Below are 17884 nucleotides of genomic sequence, written 5' to 3' on the forward strand. Positions count from 1 at the left end.
GGGCGCCCTGAACGTCCTACGGGCCGGGCTGGTCCGTCGCGAAGCCCAACCGGCATAGCGAGAAGCCCCCTCGTTTACGAGGGGGAGGAGTCACACAGGCACCTGTCCGCAGGGCATTGCCCATCAGCAGCAACCACGATCTTGGCGACAACAAGCCTGCTTTTGCGACACGCGAGGAACGTACAGGGCAGCGCGAGCCCTTGAGACCTTTCACCAGCGCCCGGCGTACCGGACCGCCGTCATCCGCCAGGAGCAGCAGCGCGCGTACTGCCTCCGCCTTGTCCGATCGGTGCCCGACATCGGCCCTCGGATCCAGCAGCAGACGGTCCTCCTCTGCCGCCTGCTGCTCATCGAACCGAACGGCCATCGACACTGCGTCTGCCGCCTTCGGCGCGGGCCTGTTCACGAAGCGCGGGAATATCGCGCAGCCCCAGCCGTAGGTGCTCGACGTGGTAGAGGGCCTGCTCCAGGAGTTCGGCGACGTGGTTGTCGTAGAGCGCGTAGATGACTGACCGGCCCTGACGCTCACCCGTGACCAGGCCGAGGTTGCGCAGCAGGCGTAGTTGGTGGGAACAGGCGGACTGTTCCATCCCCACGGCGTCGGCCAGTTCGGTGGCTGCGCACGGGCCTTCCTGAAGGCGGGCCAGGATCCTCAGCCGCGAGGGTGTGGCCAGGGCCTGGAGGGTGGCGGCCACGTCGGCGGCACCGACCGATTCCAGGCGTTCGCGTGCGGTGGCGGTGGTGTTGGCGTCAGCTCCGTGGCCCATGCCCGTTATCTTACGGACATGAAGACATGAATGTGTCTTCATGTGTTCCTGTACGGTGGAGGGGTGGCACGGGCTTGTCCCGGCTGCCGCCATCTCGTCATGCCGTCGTAAAGGACCCTCGTCCCCCATGCCCTCCACCCTGACCGCGCCCTCGACAGACCGGGCCGCGGCCCCGCACGAAGGCGGTGCACCCCGCCGCCGCACCCGGGTCTTCGCCCTGCCCGAGGCGCGCTGGGCCGCTGCGGCCACCATCCTTTTCCTGATCGCACTCCCGCTGCAGCTGACCGGCGCCCCTGCGTGGGCGTGGGGACCGCTGTATGCGCTGTCGTACGCGACCGGTGGCTGGGAGCCGGGGTGGGCGGGCTTGCAGGCACTGAAGGACAAGACCCTCGACGTCGACCTGCTGATGATCGTGGCGGCACTCGGGGCGGCGGCGATCGGTCAGGTGATGGACGGGGCGTTGCTGATCGTCATCTTCGCCACTTCGGGCGCGCTGGAGGCGCTCGCCACCGCGCGGACGGCCGACTCCGTGCGGGGACTGCTGGCTCTGTCGCCCGCCAAGGCCACCCGCCTCGACACCGACGGAAGCGAAGTGATCGTCCGCGTCGAGGAACTCGCGGTCGGGGACACCATTCTCGTAAGGCCCGGTGAGCGAGTCGGCGCCGACGGCCGCGTCCTGGACGGCGCGAGCGACGTCGACCAGGCGACCATCACCGGCGAGCCGCTGCCGGTCGCCAAGGAGGTGGGCGACGAGGTCTTCGCGGGCACCCTCAACGGCACCGGCGCGCTGCAGGTGCGGGTGGAGCGGGACGCCTCCGACTCGGTGATCGCCCGGATCGTGCGCATGGTGGAGGAGGCGTCCGAGACCAAGGCGCCCACCCAGCTGTTCATCGAGAAGGTCGAGCAGCGCTACTCGCTCGGCATGGTCGCCGCGACCCTCGCCGTCTTCCTCGTCCCCCTCGCCTTCGGTGCGGAGCTGACCGGTTCACTGCTGCGCGCGATGACTTTCATGATCGTGGCCTCGCCGTGCGCGGTCGTTCTCGCCACCATGCCGCCGCTGCTGTCGGCGATCGCCAACGCCGGACGCCACGGTGTGCTGGTCAAGTCCGCCGTCGTCATGGAGCGCCTCGGCGAGACCGACGCGGTCGCGCTCGACAAGACCGGCACGCTGACCGAAGGCACGCCGCGCGTCACGGATGCCCGCCCGCTCACCGGATCGGGACTGGACGAGAACGAGGTGCTGACTCTTGCGGCGGCAGCCGAGCACCCGAGCGAGCACCCGCTGGCCCGCGCCGTCGTGGACGCAGCACGCGAGCGCGGGCTAGACCTTCCTGTGGCGGAGGACTTCGACTCCACGCCCGGGATCGGGGTGACCGCATCCGTCGGCGGGCGGGTGGTCGCGGTCGGCGCACCGGCACGGCTGCTGGACGGATCCTCGGACGCATACTCCGCGCGGGCGGCCGCCGTCGCACGTGAACTGGAGAACAGCGGCCGGACCGCTGTTCTTGTCACCGTGGACGGCGACCCCGTCGGACTGCTCGCCGTCGCCGACCGACTGCGTGCCGACGCCACCGCCACCGTGGCCTCGCTGACGTCCCTCACCGCGGCCACGCCCGTGCTGCTGACCGGCGACAACCCCCGCGCCGCCGCCCGCCTGGCCGCCGAGGTCGGCATTGGCGACGTACGAGCAGGGCTGCTGCCGCAGCACAAGGTCGACGTGGTCAAGGAACTGGAGCATGCAGGCCGCAGGGTGATGGTCGTCGGCGACGGCGTCAACGACGCCCCTGCCCTGGCGGCCGCCCACACCGGCGTCGCCATGGGCCGGGCAGGATCCGACCTCGCGCTGGAGACCGCCGACGCGGTGATCGTCCGCGATGAACTCCGTACGGTCCCCGCCGTGATCGCGCTGTCCCGCCGGGCCCGCCAGCTGGTCACGCAGAATCTGATCATTGCGGGCGTCTTCATCGCCGGCCTGGTCGCCTGGGACCTGATCGGCACCCTGCCACTCCCGCTCGGCGTGGCAGGCCACGAAGGGTCCACCGTCATCGTCGGCCTCAACGGACTGCGGCTGCTGCGCGAGGCGGCGTGGAAACGGGCAGTCCAGTGAGCCGCCGGCACAAGGTTTCCACGCAGGCGGAGCCCCGGTGCACGGTCACCGTGTGCCGGGGCTGCTGCTGCGGCACGGACAAGATCCCCGGCGTCGACCACGCCGCCCAACTCGCTGCTCTCAAGACCGAACTGGCATCAAACGCCCGGGTCCGGGCAGTGAACTGCCTCGACGCCTGCGAGCAGGCCAATGTTGTCGTCGTGCAGCCCTCAACGGCTGGACGGGCCGCGGGCGGGCGCCCGGTCTGGCTCGGGCTGGTCAACGACCCGGACGCGACCGCCGACATCGCGGCCTGGGTACGCGCCGGAGGACCGGGCCTCGCCGAGCCTCCTGAGGTCCTCGACCTGTACGCGTTCGGGCCGTCGCGCCGGGTGCGGCGGGCCATCGAGGACTGAGCGCTCTCGGCCGACCCGCTCTCTCGACGGGTGTGCAGCGCGTCGGCCGGACAGTCGTGGCTGTGCCGCCAGCCGTTCGGCCCCGTACGGCATCAACGAGGTGCAGGGGCCCATCGCGCAGATCGGCGTGCTCGTGCTCGACGGTCCCCCGCTCCTTCGTCGGCCACAGACGTACCGACAGAAGTCCGGCCGTCAGGGCGATCGCACCCAGCGCCACCACCGCCGACTGCAGCCCCGCCTCCGCGCCCAGCCATCCGGCCAGCGGGTACGTCAGCAGGCGGCGTCGCACATGCGATCTCTGCCGGTCGGTTGCGGTTGTGGTGGTTGCTGTCCTTTGCTGCTGTAGAACTTGCTCGACGGGTGCGCGTGCTCAAGCGGTCATTCGAGACGCCATGCGATCAAGATGGCTGCTTCTCTACGTCTCGTAGTAGTTTGGGCGATCGAAGACAACCTGGCCGGAGTAGTGAGGGAGGTGCCAGGTGACGGGCGGTAAGGACGACCGGGGGGAGGCCCGGCGGCGTGCGCGAGGTGAGCTGGAAGCGGAGGTGCTGGCTGCCCTGTGGTCGGCCGACGGTCCGGTGCCCGCGGCCGTGGTCCAGGAACAGGTGCCCGGTGCCGCGTATACGACGGTGCTGACCATCCTGACGCGACTGTGCGACAAGGGGATGGTGACCCGGCAGCGGGAGGGGCGCAGTCATGTCTATGCGCCCGTGGATGACCAGGCCGGGCATGCGGCTTCGGGGATGCACTCGCTGCTGGACGAGGGCGGGGACCGTGCGGCGGTGCTGGCCCGGTTCGTGTCGGATCTGTCGGCGGAGGACGAGCAGGTGCTGGAGCAGTTGCTGCACGGCGATCCTTCTGCCTGAACGGGGATGAGCCGTGTTCTGGCCGATACCGATGTATCTACCGCTGCTCGTGAGCGCGGTGCTGGCGGTGGTTGCGCCGTGGGCGGGGCGTCGTGGGCACATCGCGGCAGGCGGCGACCTGGCCGTGGTCGACGATCCGGTGCCGACAGCGTTTGCCGTGCTCGGCATGCCTGGGCGGGTGGTCGTTTCTTCCGGGATGCTGAGGCTGCTGGACGGACCGGAGCGGCAGGCTCTGCTGGCCCACGAACGGGCGCATCTCGACACCCGAGGACCCGACCCGCGCCACGGCGGTAGGCCCGCCGAGAGAAGCGGTTACCTGGCGCGGTCGGGGCGAGAGGCTGTGACCTCTCGAGGACGTCCCCTCGGCGGCTGTGACCAGCGCGGATGCTTGTCGCCGGATGCAAAGACCTTGATGCGGAAGGGATGATCAGCCCGCCGCGCGACGGCGGCGGCTCACAACGGCGCGGGCCACGAGCGCGAGAATCAGCACACCCAGGGCGATGAGGAGATAGGTCGAATATCTGTTGACCTCGGTATAGATGGTGGTGATGTGGTTGCCGGCGAAGTAGCCGACGCCCGCCCACAAGCCGACCCATAGCGCCGCTCCGAGCGCGTTGAAGGCGACGAAGCGGGCCCAGGGCATCTCGGCGGCACCGGCGATGATGCCGTTGACCTGGCGCAGCCCCTCAATGAAGCGCGCTACGGTGACGACCTTCCCGCCATGGCGGGTGAAGAATTTCTCGGCCTTCTCGTACCGTTCGGGCGGGAGAAAGACGTACCTGCCGTAGCGCTGCACCAGGGCGTGCCCTCCGGTGCGGCCGATGAGGTAGCCGACGTTGTCGCCGAGGATGGCGGCGAGAACGCCGATGACAATGACGGCGATGATGCTGAGCTGCCCAGCCCCCGCATACACGGCCGCGGCGATCAGGATCGTCTCGCCGGGGACGGGGATACCGAAGTCCTCCATGAAGATCAGGCCGCCTACGGCCCAGTACCCCCAGTGGTCCAGGATCGGTGCGATGTCACCGAGAACCCCGGGTAGCGGTGGTGCACTCATGCAGATCTCGTTCCTTCCGCAAAATGGCGAGTCCGGTTGTCATGCGTCTCGGACCGGGCCGCGCCGGGGGTGGTTCGTGTTCAGGCTATTGCTGCGCCGGCAGTGCCGAACCGGAGGCCTGGGGCGATGAGGCCGGAACGGCTGCCTCTCCCGGCTGCGCCTCGGAAGCTCCAGGCGGCCGGTTTCACCCGGTCAGGGCGACGAGCCGATATGCCACATAGGCGGCAGCTGGTCGAAGGCGGCGGCGTGAGGGATCGATGGGCTCATCCGACGTTCTCCGGATCGGGAGTGGACTGGGCGGACACACCGCAAACTACTACAGAATGTAGAAAATGGATGCATCCCCGTGGCGGTGACGGTCCCCCCGTAGATGCGCGGACTTTCTGCCTTGCCCACGCATATGCGACGGGTCGCGCCGGGCGTGAGAAGTGAGGGAACCGCGGATTCTGCTACTTCTGGGAGTCGCCCCTGCGGCGCAGGAGCTATACGACGCCGCCCGCCGCGACGATCACTGCGGCACCGATGCCGAACGTTGGGCCTGTCCCCAGCGCAGCAGGTCAAGGCCGCAACGCTACTCGCTGTTGCGCTGTTGGTCTTGCACCACCACTGGAGCCGTCGGCGGCTACCGACGGCTCGGTACGGTGACCTGAACCTCCAACGGGATGATGCCGCTCACACGGTAACGGTGCACGGGAAACGTACAGGTTCCAGCCGCCGTCACCGGCGGTGAACCAGCTTCCTGCCACAGGTCCGGGGCCGAGCTCACGGCCAATGAGAGGGCCGCCTGCGAGCCGGACGATCACAGCAATACTGGCGGGGCTTTCCTGTCTTTACCCCTTAGATAAAGGCTGTCCCGTACTAGCCCACGTGGACGCGGGGGCGGCGCTCGCGGTCGGGCTCCGCCTCCCGCAGTACCTCGCGGGTGACCGGGGCGACCTCGCCCTGCCCGAGGAGGAAGAAGCGGAGGAAGTTGGCGAAGGGGTTGCCCTCGGTCCACTCGAAGTAGATGTGCGGGCGGGTGCCGGTGAGGTCGCGGGAGTGGAGGAGGAGGGCCGCGAGGGCGTTCGGCACAGAGGAGGATTCGAGGGTGAGGACGCGGTAGCGGTCGTGGAGGACTTCGCCGCGGACGGTGAGCCCGGCCTCGAACTCGGACGGGTCGGTGACGGTGACCTCGACGAAGACGAAGTCGTCGGTGGTGGGGAGTTCGTTGTCGGTACGGATCTGGTCAATCTTGTCCCGGTACTCGGCGATGTCCCGGTTGTCGGGCTCGTTGGCGATGAACCTCGGCGTGCGGTGGGAGACGTCCCGGATGAACCGCTCGGCCATGTCGTCGAGCTCGACGTGGGTGACGCGCAGTTCGAAGGCGCGGCCGAGGCGGGAGAGGAGGGAGATGAGGATGATGCCGGCGATGAAGCAGGCGCCGATCTTCACGCCGTCGGGGCGCTCGATGACGTTGAGGACGGTGGTGTAGAGGAAGACGGCGGAGATGACGCCGAAGGCGATGGCCCAGCGGCGCTGGCGGGCCTTGCGGGCGGCGATGGTCACGGCGATCGCGGCCGAGCAGATCAGGACGAGGACGCCGGTCGCGTACGCGCCGCCCTGGGCGTCGACATCGGCGTCGAAGATCCAGGTGACGAGGAACGCGACGAGGGTGAAGACGATGACCATGGGGCGCACGGCGCGCGCCCAGTGGGGGGCCATGCCGTACTTGGGAAGGTAGCGGGGCATGAGGTTGAGTAGACCCGCCATGGCGGAGGCGCCGGCGAACCAGAGGATGGCGATGGTCGAGACGTCGTAGACGGTGCCGAAGGTGTTGCCGAGGTACTCGTGGGCGAGGTAGGCGAGGGCGCGGCCGTTGGCCTTGCCGCCGGGCTCGAACTCCTTGTGGGGGATGAGGACGGTGGTGATGAAGCTCGTGCAGATCAGGAACACGCTCATGATGAGCGCGGCGGTCGTCAGGAGCTTCTTTGCGTCGCGGATGCGGCCGGTGGGCTTCGCCTCGGTGTCGCCCGGGTCGCCCTTCACATGGGGCATGACCGCCACGCCTGTCTCGAAGCCGGACAGGCCGAGGGCCAGTTTGGGGAAGACGAGGAGGGCGACGCCGATCATGGCGAAGACGTTGCCGTGTTCGGTGGTCAGGGCGGCGGACCAGTCGGTGACGACATGGCTTCGGGTGATCACCTGCCACAGGCCGGTGACGACGACGACCGCGTTGAGCGCGAGGTAGACGCCGACGAGGGCGAAGGCGACGCCGATCGCCTCCAGGAATCCCTTGAGGAAGACCGCGCCGAGCAGCGCAATCAGGATCATCGTGATCAGGATCTGCTTGTCGTGCAGGGCCGATTCGAGGTGCGGGTTCTCCACCAGGTGGGTGGAGGCGTCGGCGGCCGAGAGCGTGATGGTGATGAGGAAGTCGGTCGCGGCGAAGCCGAGCAACGTCAGGACGAAGAGCTTGCCCTTCCAGAAGGAGAGGAGCCGCGACAGCATCGCGATCGAGCCCTCGCCGTGCGGGCTCTCCTCCGCGACCCGCCGGTAGACCGGCAGTGCGCCCGCGAGGGTCACGATCACGAGGACGATCGTCGCGACAGGGGAGAGGAGTCCGGCCGCGAGTGCGGCGATGCCGGGCTGGTAGCCGAGGGTGGAGAAGTAGTCGACGCCGGTCAGGCACATCACCCGGTACCAGGGCTGGCCCCGGTGCGTGGGCTCCTGTTCGGTCTTCGGGGCGGCCGGCCGGCCCTTGCCCATGTCGGACAGGCCCTCCAGCATCCACGCACGCAAACCGCTGGTGCGAGTGTTGTCCGTGGTGGCCATCGAGTGTCCCTGGATGTCAGTGGCGGTCAGTTTTCCGCCGTTTCGGCGAACAGCCGGGCAAGACTAAGCAGGGATTGAGCCGCGGATCGCGGCTCACGCGTCAGGAAGCCGTCAAGACGGCCCGGTCGGGCGTCTGATGCGTCACACCGGGTACAGCCTCGAGGGGTCCGCCCGCTGCTGTCCAGCATGACCGGCAGATCCTCGAGCCGCGCACAGCGGATAGCCAACGCAGCCAGAACGGCGTGGGTGGCAAGCGCGGCCGGACACACCAGGGCCGGCAACCCCACCACCGCCACAACTGCCCACGGGGCATAGACATCAGCTTGACCAGCGCTCAGAAGAGCGTGATACCTGACAAACCCACAGCTCACACCGCGACCACAACCAACAACCCAGCCAACAGTGATCGCCTCCCGCACCCGCTCCCCCACGAACCCGGCCGCACACCCGAACTGATCAGCCCAGCTCAGCCACCCATGAATTGATCACAAACCCCGATCCTGGACAGAGCAACTCTCCACGATCGGCATGCGGTGGGCGGATTAGCGATTTAACCGGTGGAGTTAGGCGGGCTATGCGGGTTGGGTCATGTCGATCTGCTCGTCAAGTACGAGGGGGTGCCCTGGCTTGTCAGCTGAACCGCCCTCAAGGTCTTCGAGCCAAGTCTCGATTCGCCTATGGAGAGGGCCATATGCAGCCCGATTCGGGGCGAAATCTGTGAGGGCCGATTACGTGTTCCTCGTACGCGGCCCTCACAGAGGCGGTCGAGGATCGTCACCAGGTTGTCGCCGGACGCCTCAACCGTCTGCATACCGTTGTCCTGCTTGGTGATACGTCCCGTACCTCCGACCACAGTTCGCGCGCCGCTGCCGCACTGCTGGCGCTGGCGGCCAACGCCTCTTTCGGCGGAACGCCGATCCTGGCCTCGCTGCTGGTGTGGGACGGCCACGTGCCGCACGTACGGGGGCTGGTGCTGGCAGGCGCGGCGCGGTCCTCGACCGGGTGTTCCGGCACCACACCGGCGCCGTGATCTGCCGCCTGCGCTGCCGTATCGAGATCCCGTGCTGACGCGACCACCGGTGCGACCATGGAGCTGCAGGGCGGGTGAGGAAGGACACCGATCGGCCATGACAGGCAAGCTGCGGGTGTTCCTTGGAGCCGCGCCAGGTGTCGGCAAGACGTACGCGATGCTCGCCGAGGGGCGCCGGCTTCGCGCGGGCGGCGTTGACGTGGTGGTGGGGTTCGTCGAGACGTACGGCCGTCGGGGCACCGAGCAGCAGCTGGGCGATCTGCCGGTGGTGCCGCGCCGGGTGTTGCGGTATCGGGGGATCGAGCTGACCGAGATGGACCTGGACGCGCTGCTGGCCCGACGGCCCGCGCTGGCCTTGGTGGACGAGCTGGCCCACACCAATGTGCCCGGCAGCAGACATGCCAAGCGCTGGCAGGATGTGGGGGAACTGCTGCGGGCTGGGATCGACGTCGCGACAACGCTGAACATCCAGCATCTGGAGAGCCTCAACGATGTGGTCGAGCAGATCACCGGCATCGTCCAGCGCGAGCAGATCCCGGACGCGGTCGCCCGGGCCGCCGACAGGATCGAGCTGGTGGACCTGAGCCCCGAGGCGCTGCGCACCCGGATGGCGCAGGGCGAGATCTACGGGCCCGACAGGATCGACGTGGCGCTGGACAACTACTTCCGGGCCGGCAACCTCGGTGCGCTGCGCGAACTGGCGTTGCTCTGGCTGGCAGACCGGGTCGAGGAAGAGCTCGCCGACTACCGGGCCCGGCACGGTATCAGTGCCCCCTGGGAGACCAAGGAACGGATCGCGGTCGCCCTGAACGGTGCCCCGCAGGGCGAGCACCTGATCCGCCGGGGCGCCCGAACGGCCGCCCGGGTGCACGGCGATCTGATCGGCATCCACGTCCGGCTGGACGACGGCACGCTGCAGTCGGAGCCGCCGGGCCTGGAAGAGCAGCGCCGCCTGCTGCGCGAGCTGCACGGCAGCTATGTGGAGATCAGCGGCAGCGACGTCGCGCAGGCCCTGGTGGACTTCGCCCGCGCGGAGAGCGCCACCCAGATCCTGCTCGGGCCGACGAGCCGCTCAAGGTTGAAGGAGCTGATCGGCGGCTCGGTGATCAACCGGGTGATCCGCGTGGCCGGGCCGATCGATGTCCGGGTGCTGCCACCGCCCGACCCGGACCTGCTCGCCGTCCCGCCGGCGCCGCACCGACGCAGGCCCGCACCGGTGTCGGCGCGACGGTGCTGGGCGGCCTGGCTGCTCGGGCCGGCCGGAGCGGCCGCGCTTGCGGCGGTGCTGTCGCCGCTACGCGGCTCACTTGGTCTTTCCGGAGCGCTGTTGTGCCTGCTGCTGGTCGTCGCCGGGGTGGCCCGGCTGGGTGGGCTGCTCCCGGCAGCGGCCACCACCGCGGCGGCGGCTGTGGCCGCGGACTACTTCTTCACCACCCCCTGGCACAGCCTGGTCATCGGCCGGGCGGCGGACGTGGCGGCCCTGCTGTTGTTCCTGGCCGTCGCGGGGATCATCGCGCACCTGATCGACGGTCTGGCCCGGCGTTCGCAGCAGGCCGCCCGGGCCCGCGCGGAGGCGCAGGTACTGGCCCGGCTGGCGGGGGAGACGGTGGATTCCGCCGCCCGGGCGCTGCCCGAGCTGCTGGGGGAGCTGTGCCAGGTCTTCGCCCTGGCCGGCGCGGCCGTCTTGGTCCGGATGGGCGAGGAGTGGCGTCCGGTAGCGTCCTGGGGCCCGGAGCCGCCCACCCGGCCGGATGAGGCGGCCTTCGCCGCAGGCCTCGGCCAGGACACGGCGCTCGTCCTGGCGGGCCCGTCGCTGAGCCAGGAGGATGCCCGGTTGCTTGGTCCGTTCGTCACCCAGCTGCGGCTGATCCGGGAGCGGGAGCGGCTGACCGCCCAGGCCCGGGCGGCGGAGGCGCTGGCCCGCACAGACGCACTGCACATCAACTTGCTGGAGGCGGTGGAGCACGACCTGCGCGCCCCGTTGGCGTCGATCAGCGCGGCAGCCGCCGGCCTCCGGTCACCCGAGACCGAACGGGACGCGGGGCACGCTCGCAGGCTGGTCGCCCGGATCGGCGCCGAGGCGGAGCGGATGAACCATCTTGTGGCCAACCTCCTGGACCTGAGCCGTTTGCAGGTCGGCGCGGTGCCGGTGACGCTTTGTCCGGCCGATGTCGGCGAGGTGGTCCGGGCGGCGGTGGACAGCCTTCCGGACTTGCAGCCAGCCGCCGGCGTCAGGATCGCGATCGCCGACGGCCTGCCGAAGGTCGAGGCCGACCCCGGGCTTCTGGAGCGGGCGTTGGCCAACGTGGTGGCCAACGCCCGCAAGTGGTCCCCGCCAGATGTCGAGGTGGTGGTCGACGCGGGCGCCGTGGCCGGCCGGGTCGACGTACGGGTGATCGATCGTGGCCCTGGTATCTCGGAGGTCGACTCGGACAACCTCTTTCAGCCCTTCCGGCGCAGCCGGCCCCATGACGGGGGCGCCAACGGCGGGGTGGGGCTCGGCCTTACGGTTGCCAAGGGCTTCGTCGAGGCGATGAGCGGCGAACTCACGGTCGAGAGCACCTCGGGGGGCGGGACCACCTTCGTCTTCGGCTTGCGCGTCTGGCCGGGAGCGCCGACCACGGGCTGAACGCCCCCGTCAGACCGACTTCGCCGGCCGCCGCAGGGTGTCCATCGCGGCCCCGGCCTGGTTTGCCAGAGTGACCGCAACCAGCCTCGCCTGCCGCGAGGGCACCGCTCCCGGCGTGGGGTCGAGCATGTACCGGCCGATGTACTTGCCGTTGCCGAACATACGCAGTTCCACGTCCTGGTCGGGCAGACCGAGTCGGTCCGCGTCCCACTGCTTGCGCCCGATGGTGATCGAGCCGTCGTGCTCCAGACGCGGCGGGTGGCCGATCAGGGAGCCGTACTGGAAGCGGCAGCCGCGTAGCTGCAGCAGGTCGATCAGCTCGTCCCCCACGTGGTCGACCACGGTGAGGGCAGAGTTGGCCGAGCGGGAGAGCACAGCGGTGTCGTGGATCCGCGCCAGGTATCCGGCGTCCGTGATCGCTATCACCCGGAAACGCCGTGCGCGGGCTGCCAGTTGGGAGACCGCCAGGCCGACGCAGAGCAGCAGGACCGCGGTGGTGATGTCGGCGGACTTGCCGATCGCAAACCGCTCGTAGGGCGGGGTGAAGAAGAAGTCGAACCACAGGGCGGCGCCCACCGCGGCAAGAGCACCGGCTCCCCGGTGTCCCAGAGCGGCTACTGCCACCACCACGACGACCAGCATCAGGGCGACGTTGGTGTTCGCAAGGCTGCCGCGCCACGGCAGCAGCACCGCACACAGAGCAACCGGGGCCAGCACCGCTGCGAGCAGGGAGAGCGGCCCACGGGTGATGAACCGGAGCATGGTGCACCTCCTGACCTCTGGTGTAGCAGGCCCGGCACCTCGCGCGACAAACCAGCACGAACCGTTGACGCAACTCTTGCGCCCGCCCCTGATGGCCCAGGAAAAGTCGGTACGCCCTTCGCTCTGCGGCCGACAATGTCCTCACCGAACCCGATCGATCAGTTACGGAGTGGAGTCACCGTGGTGGACCTGGTCTTCATCGGTGTGACCATCCTCGCGTTCGGCGTCCTTGCTGTTCTGGCCAAGGGGGTGGGGCGCCTGTGACGGCTGACAACATCCTGGGACTGGCGATCGCCGCGGTCATCATCGTCTATCTGGTACTGGCCCTCATCCACCCGGAGAGGTTCTGAGGTGGACCCGGCGCTTGCGGGCAGCCTGCAGGCGCTGTCCCTGGTGGCCGCGCTCGCGCTCTCGCACCGGCCGCTCGGTGACTATCTGGCGCACCTGCTGACCAGCCGCAGGCATCTGCGGACAGAGCGCGGCCTCTACCGCTTGATCGGTGTCAACGCGGACTTCGACCAGACCTGGATGGCCTATCTGCGCAGCGTGCTCGCCTTCTCCGCGGTCTCGGTGCTCTTCCTCTACGGCTTCCAGCGTCTGCAGAACCACCTGTGGCTCTCGCTCGGCTTCCCGGCGGTGCCCGCCGCGACCGCCTGGAACACCGCGGTTTCCTTCGTGACCAATACCAACTGGCAGTCGTACTCGGGCGAGTCGAGCATGGGCCATCTGGTGCAGATGGCGGGGCTGACGGTGCAGAACTTCCTCTCGGCCGCTGTGGGTATCGCCGTCGTGGCGGCGCTGATCCGGGGATTCGCCCGCAGCCGCACCGACCGGGTGGGTAACTTCTGGGTGGACGTCACTCGGCTGGCGTTGCGCCTGCTGCTCCCGATCTCAGTCGTCTTCGCCGTCGTTTTCGTGGCCTGCGGCATGGTGGAGAACCTGCACCCGGCTGTCCAGGTCACCACGATGAGCGGCGACACCCAGAGCCTTCCCGGCGGCCCTGTGGCCACCCAGGAGGCCATCAAGGAGCTGGGCACCAACGGAGGCGGCTTCTACAACGCCAACTCTGCACATCCGTTCGAGAACCCCACGCCGCTGACCAACTGGCTGGAGATCTACCTGCTCCTGGTGATCTCCTTTTCGTTGCCGCGCACCTTCGGGACGTTGGTCGGCGACCGGCGCCAGGGCCACGCCATCGTCGCCGTGATGGCGCTGCTCTGGATCGCCTCTGCCTCCTTGACGACCTTCTTCGAATGGCAGCACGAGGGCACGGCGCTCAAGGCGGCGGGCGCGGCGATGGAGGGCAAGGAGGTCCGCTTCGGCATCCCGGCCTCGACGCTGTTCGCCGCCTCCACCACTCTGACCTCGACGGGCGCGGTCAACTCACTCCACGACTCGTACTCTCCGCTCGGCGGAGGCGTGCTGCTGTTCAACATGATGCTCGGTGAGATCGCGCCGGGCGGTACGGGTTCAGGGCTGTACGGCATGCTGATCCTGGCGATCGTGACCGTCTTCGTGGCGGGTCTGATGGTCGGCCGCACGCCCGAGTACCTGGGCAAGAAACTCGGCAGCCGGGAGATCAAGTTCGCTTCCCTCTACATTCTCGCCACCCCGGCGATCGTGCTGATCGGCACCGGCACGGCGATGACGTTCGAGGCGGGGCGGGTTGCCATCCTCAACCGCGGCGCGCACGGCTTCTCCGAGGTGCTGTACGCCTTCACCTCGGCAGCCAACAACAACGGCTCCGCGTTCGCCGGTCTCACCGCCACCAGCACCTGGTGGAACACCGCGCTCGGCCTGGTGATGCTGTTCGGACGGCTGCTGCCGATGGTGTTCGTGCTGGCCCTGGCCGGATCGCTGGCCCAGCAGAGCCCGGTGCCGGTGACCGCCGGCACGCTGCCCACCCACCGGCCTCTGTTCGTGGGGATGCTGACCGGCGTCGTCCTGATCGTCGTCGGGCTCACCTACTTCCCGGCCCTCGCCCTGGGGCCGCTGGCGGAAGGAATCCGCCGGTGACGGCGCCGGCGGGCACGCCGCCCGCGCACCAGGCGCACCGGGTCTCGGGCGGGATGCTTGATGCGAAACAGCTGGCCCGTTCCCTCCCGGACGCGCTGCGAAAGCTCGACCCCCGGGTGATGGCCCGTCGCCCGGTCATGTTCGTGGTGGAGGTCGGTTTCGCGCTGACTACCTACTCGGCGATCCGGCACACCAGCGTCTTCGCCTGGCTGATCACCGTCTGGCTGGGGCTCACGGTGGTCTTCGCCAACCTGGCCGAGGCCGTGGCCGAGGGCCGGGGCAAGGCCCAGGCGGACACGTTGCGCCGCACCCGTACCGAGGCCGTCGCCCGGCGGATCACCTCACCGTGGCACCCCGGCCTTGTGGTGGTGCCGGAGGAGACAATCCCCGCAGCCGACCTGAGGCCCGGTGATCATGTGATCGTCGAGGCCGGCCAGCTGATTCCGGGCGACGGCGACGTGGTCGAGGGCGCAGCCTCGGTCGACGAGTCCGCGATCACCGGGGAGTCGGCTCCCGTGATCCGCGAGTCCGGTGGCGACCGCAGCGCGGTCACCGGCGGCACCACCGTGCTGTCCGACAGGATCATCGTGAAGATCGTCTCCAAGCCCGGGGAGACCTTCATCGACCGCATGATCGCCCTGGTCGAGGGCGCCGCCCGGCAGAAGACCCCCAATGAGATCGCGCTCGACATCCTGCTGGCGTCGCTGACGATCGTCTTCCTGCTCGCGGTGGTCACCCTGCAGCCGATGGCCGCCTACGCGGGCGCCGAGCAGACCATCGTCGTCCTGGTCGCCCTGCTGGTGGCGCTGATCCCCACCACCATCGGCGCGCTGCTCTCGGCGATCGGTATCGCGGGCATGGACCGGCTGGTGCAGCGCAACGTGCTTGCCATGTCCGGGCGGGCGGTCGAGGCGGCCGGTGACGTCTCCACCCTGCTCCTCGACAAGACCGGCACCATCACCTTCGGCAACCGCCAGGCCGCCGAGTTCACCCCGGTCAGCGGCACAGACGTGCGGCAACTGGCCGACGCGGCGCAGCTCTCCAGCCTCGCCGACGAGACACCGGAGGGCCGGTCCATCGTCGTCCTCGCCAAGGAGAGGTACGGCCTGCGCGCCCGGACCCAGCAGGAGATCGGGCACGCCGAGTGGATCCAGTTCTCCGCTCAGACCCGGATGAGCGGCGTCGACCTGCCCGAGGACGGCAGCATCCGGTGTATCCGCAAAGGTGCGGCCGGTGCGGTGATCCGCTGGGTGCAGGACAACGGGGGTACGCCAGGCACGGAGATCGGCCCGCTCGTCGACGGGATCTCCGCCGCCGGCGGCACGCCGCTCGTGGTCGCAGACCGGCACGGTAACGAGCCCGCCCGCGTCCTGGGCGTCCTCCACCTCAAGGACGTGGTCAAGCACGGCATCCGGGAGCGGTTCGAGGACCTCCGCCGGATGGGCATCCGGACCGTCATGATCACCGGCGACAACCCGCTCACCGCCCGGGCCATCGCCGACGAGGCCGGTGTGGACGACTTCCTCGCCGAAGCCACCCCGGAGGACAAGATGGCGCTGATCCGGCAGGAGCAGGGCGGTGGAAAGCTGGTCGCGATGACCGGTGACGGCACCAACGACGCCCCGGCCCTCGCCCAAGCCGACGTGGGCGTGGCGATGAACACCGGTACCTCGGCCGCCAAGGAGGCCGGCAACATGGTCGACCTCGACTCCAACCCCACCAAGCTGATCGAGATCGTCGAGATCGGCAAACAACTGCTCATCACCCGCGGCGCGCTGACCACCTTCTCGATCGCCAACGACGTTGCGAAGTACTTCGCGATCATCCCCGCGATGTTCGCCGGCGTCTACCCGGGCCTGAATCGCCTCAACATCATGGGCCTGCACAGCCCCACCTCGGCGATCACCTCGGCGATCATCTTCAACGCACTGATCATCGTGGCCCTGATCCCGCTCGCCCTGCGCGGCGTCCGCTACCGGCCCTCCTCTGCCTCGGCACTGCTGCGCCGCAACCTCGGCGTGTACGGGGTGGGCGGGCTGATCCTGCCCTTCCTGGGCATCAAGCTCATCGACCTCCTGGTTCAGTTCCTTCCCGGGCTGCACTGAAGGGAGAGCTGCCGTGCCGACCTCACTCGTGCCCTGGATCCGGCTGCACCTGACCGCGCTGCGCCTGCTCCTGGTCTTCACCGTGATCTGCGGGCTGGCGTACCCGCTGCTGCTCACCGGAATCGCCCAGAGCGCCTTCCCCCGGCGGGCCAACGGCTCGCAGCTTGAACAAAACGGGCAGGTGGTCGGCTCCGGCCTGCTGGGCCAGAACTACAACCTGCCCAAGAAGAACCCGAACGACCCGAAGGAGCAGCCGCAGCCGGACCCGAAGTGGTTCCAGCCCCGGCCCTCGGCGGCGGGCACCGGTTACGACCCGATCGCCTCGGGCGGGTCCAACCTCGGCCCCAACGACGCAGCCCTGACCAAGACCGTCCAGGACCGCAGGGCGGCCGTGGCCGCCTTCGACGGTGTCGACCCGGCGCAGGTCCCGCCGGACGCGCTCACGGCCAGCGGCTCCGGTCTCGACCCGCACATCTCCCCGGCCTACGCCGACGAGCAGGTCAACCGCGTCGCCAAAGCGCGTGGCCTGCACCCAGCGACCGTACGCCGACTGGTCGAGCAGCACCTGCAGGGCCGCGATCTCGGCCTCCTCGGCCAGCGCCGGGTGAACGTCGTCACCCTCAACCTCGCCCTCATGCGGCTCGGCTGACCGGTGGTCCCGAAGGGAGGTGTCCGGTGGCGCAGCGGCAGACCGAGCGGCATGCCCCGACCGGTTACCACCCTGGACGAGACCGGTACCCGCAAGTCTCCAGCCCTTCCAGCCGACGATGACCGCAGCCCCGGGCAGGTCGAGGACGCTGACACGGTCCCGTGGCAGCGTCTGCGGCCCGGCCCGCGGTTCTGGTGCACCTGACCGCGCTGGCGCTCGCAGCGCACCACTCCCCCGGCGCCGGGCGGACCAGCATGGAAGCGGATCACCCGCCCCGTGCCTGCGGACTCGACCGGAACACACTTACCGCGACACTCGGCCACCTCGTGGCCGTGAACGCCGTCGGAGCATGGACGTTCGAATCGATCACGGAAGATGTGACCTGGGACCCGCCTCGTACATGAGAACTCTGCTCCGACTCGCGTCGACGCCTCCAACAGCAGCCGCGGAGGTGGCGACAGCACATCGGACACGCTTGCCACAGAAGTGCTGCAGATGATCGCCGCAACGCCATCCCGCCCGACATCGAAGGGCCACGGAATCAATCGTCGTTCCGTTGACCCGACTTGGTCCGTGCACCCTGGAGGTTCTCGGCCCCGGGTCCCAGGCCCTGTGTCCCCCGACCCGGGTGGGCCGCACGGCGGTTCAGCAGTGTGACAGCGCCCCGGTCAGTCTCATCGTTGCGCGCCC

At 69.2% G+C, this 17884-nt stretch carries 14 protein-coding genes; 10 read left to right on the forward strand and 4 right to left on the reverse strand.

The window, feature by feature from the left end; genetic code table 11:
* Window positions 1-347: 347 nt before the first annotated feature.
* A complete protein-coding gene (locus ACNPQM_RS40045; protein ID WP_418087844.1) occupies window positions 348-767 on the reverse strand; it encodes an ArsR/SmtB family transcription factor in 420 nt (139 codons plus the stop codon).
* 127 nt (window positions 768-894) lie between these two features.
* On the opposite strand from ACNPQM_RS40045, the gene ACNPQM_RS40050 reads away from it, so the two are divergent.
* From ACNPQM_RS40050 to ACNPQM_RS40065, 4 genes are all read left to right on the forward strand, one after another.
* A complete protein-coding gene (locus ACNPQM_RS40050; RefSeq protein WP_418087845.1) occupies window positions 895-2874 on the forward strand; it encodes a heavy metal translocating P-type ATPase in 1980 nt (659 codons plus the stop codon).
* The gene (locus tag ACNPQM_RS40055; RefSeq protein ID WP_358862443.1) at window positions 2871-3269 is read left to right on the forward strand and encodes a (2Fe-2S) ferredoxin domain-containing protein; all 399 of its coding nucleotides are present in this window, start codon (window positions 2871-2873) and stop codon (window positions 3267-3269) included. Before ACNPQM_RS40050 ends, ACNPQM_RS40055 begins: the two co-directional genes overlap by 4 nt.
* 479 nt (window positions 3270-3748) lie before the next feature.
* The gene (locus ACNPQM_RS40060) at window positions 3749-4135 is read left to right on the forward strand and encodes a BlaI/MecI/CopY family transcriptional regulator (protein ID WP_358862444.1); all 387 of its coding nucleotides are present in this window, start codon (window positions 3749-3751) and stop codon (window positions 4133-4135) included.
* 31 nt (window positions 4136-4166) lie between these two features.
* On the forward strand, window positions 4167-4562 hold the full coding sequence (locus ACNPQM_RS40065) for a M48 family metalloprotease (RefSeq protein WP_418087854.1): 396 nt from the start codon (window positions 4167-4169) through the stop codon (window positions 4560-4562).
* Here the strand turns inward: ACNPQM_RS40065 and ACNPQM_RS40070 are convergent, their stop codons facing one another.
* Both ACNPQM_RS40070 and ACNPQM_RS40075 read right to left on the reverse strand, forming a co-directional pair.
* Window positions 4563-5192: a DedA family protein gene (locus ACNPQM_RS40070; RefSeq protein WP_418087846.1), complete on the reverse strand. Its 630-nt coding sequence runs from the start codon at window positions 5190-5192 to the stop codon at window positions 4563-4565.
* Between the two features lie 858 nt (window positions 5193-6050).
* Window positions 6051-8003 (reverse strand): APC family permease, encoded by a 1953-nt coding sequence (locus ACNPQM_RS40075; RefSeq protein ID WP_418087847.1) that lies wholly within the window; start codon window positions 8001-8003, stop codon window positions 6051-6053.
* 1127 nt (window positions 8004-9130) lie between these two features.
* On the opposite strand from ACNPQM_RS40075, the gene ACNPQM_RS40080 reads away from it, so the two are divergent.
* Complete coding sequence (locus ACNPQM_RS40080; protein ID WP_418087848.1) at window positions 9131-11662, forward strand: ATP-binding protein; 2532 nt, start codon at window positions 9131-9133, stop codon at window positions 11660-11662.
* Between the two features lie 9 nt (window positions 11663-11671).
* On the opposite strand, the gene ACNPQM_RS40085 is transcribed toward ACNPQM_RS40080, so the two are convergent.
* Window positions 11672-12424 (reverse strand): DUF4118 domain-containing protein, encoded by a 753-nt coding sequence (locus tag ACNPQM_RS40085; RefSeq protein ID WP_418087849.1) that lies wholly within the window; start codon window positions 12422-12424, stop codon window positions 11672-11674.
* A gap of 135 nt (window positions 12425-12559) precedes the next feature.
* On the opposite strand from ACNPQM_RS40085, the gene ACNPQM_RS40090 reads away from it, so the two are divergent.
* From ACNPQM_RS40090 to kdpC, 5 genes are read left to right on the forward strand one after another with little or no spacing between them, the layout of a single operon-like run.
* Window positions 12560-12688 carry a hypothetical protein gene (locus ACNPQM_RS40090; RefSeq protein ID WP_418087850.1) on the forward strand — a complete coding sequence of 43 codons (129 nt, stop codon included), beginning with the start codon at window positions 12560-12562 and terminating at the stop codon, window positions 12686-12688.
* Complete coding sequence (locus ACNPQM_RS40095; protein WP_418087851.1) at window positions 12685-12774, forward strand: potassium-transporting ATPase subunit F; 90 nt, start codon at window positions 12685-12687, stop codon at window positions 12772-12774. The genes ACNPQM_RS40090 and ACNPQM_RS40095 overlap by 4 nt, the downstream gene beginning before the upstream one ends.
* A gap of 1 nt (window position 12775) precedes the next feature.
* Window positions 12776-14440, forward strand: a complete 1665-nt coding sequence (gene kdpA / locus ACNPQM_RS40100; protein WP_418087852.1) for a potassium-transporting ATPase subunit KdpA — start codon at window positions 12776-12778, stop codon at window positions 14438-14440.
* A 53-nt stretch (window positions 14441-14493) separates the two neighbouring features.
* Window positions 14494-16545, forward strand: coding sequence for a potassium-transporting ATPase subunit KdpB (kdpB, locus tag ACNPQM_RS40105; protein ID WP_418087855.1), 2052 nt, complete (start codon window positions 14494-14496; stop codon window positions 16543-16545).
* A 13-nt stretch (window positions 16546-16558) separates the two neighbouring features.
* Window positions 16559-17194, forward strand: a complete 636-nt coding sequence (gene kdpC / locus ACNPQM_RS40110) for a K(+)-transporting ATPase subunit C (RefSeq protein WP_418087853.1) — start codon at window positions 16559-16561, stop codon at window positions 17192-17194.
* Window positions 17195-17884 lie beyond the last annotated feature (690 nt).

It is taken from the genome of Streptomyces sp. NPDC056231 (assembly GCF_048270745.1).
GTDB lineage: Bacteria > Actinomycetota > Actinomycetes > Streptomycetales > Streptomycetaceae > Streptomyces.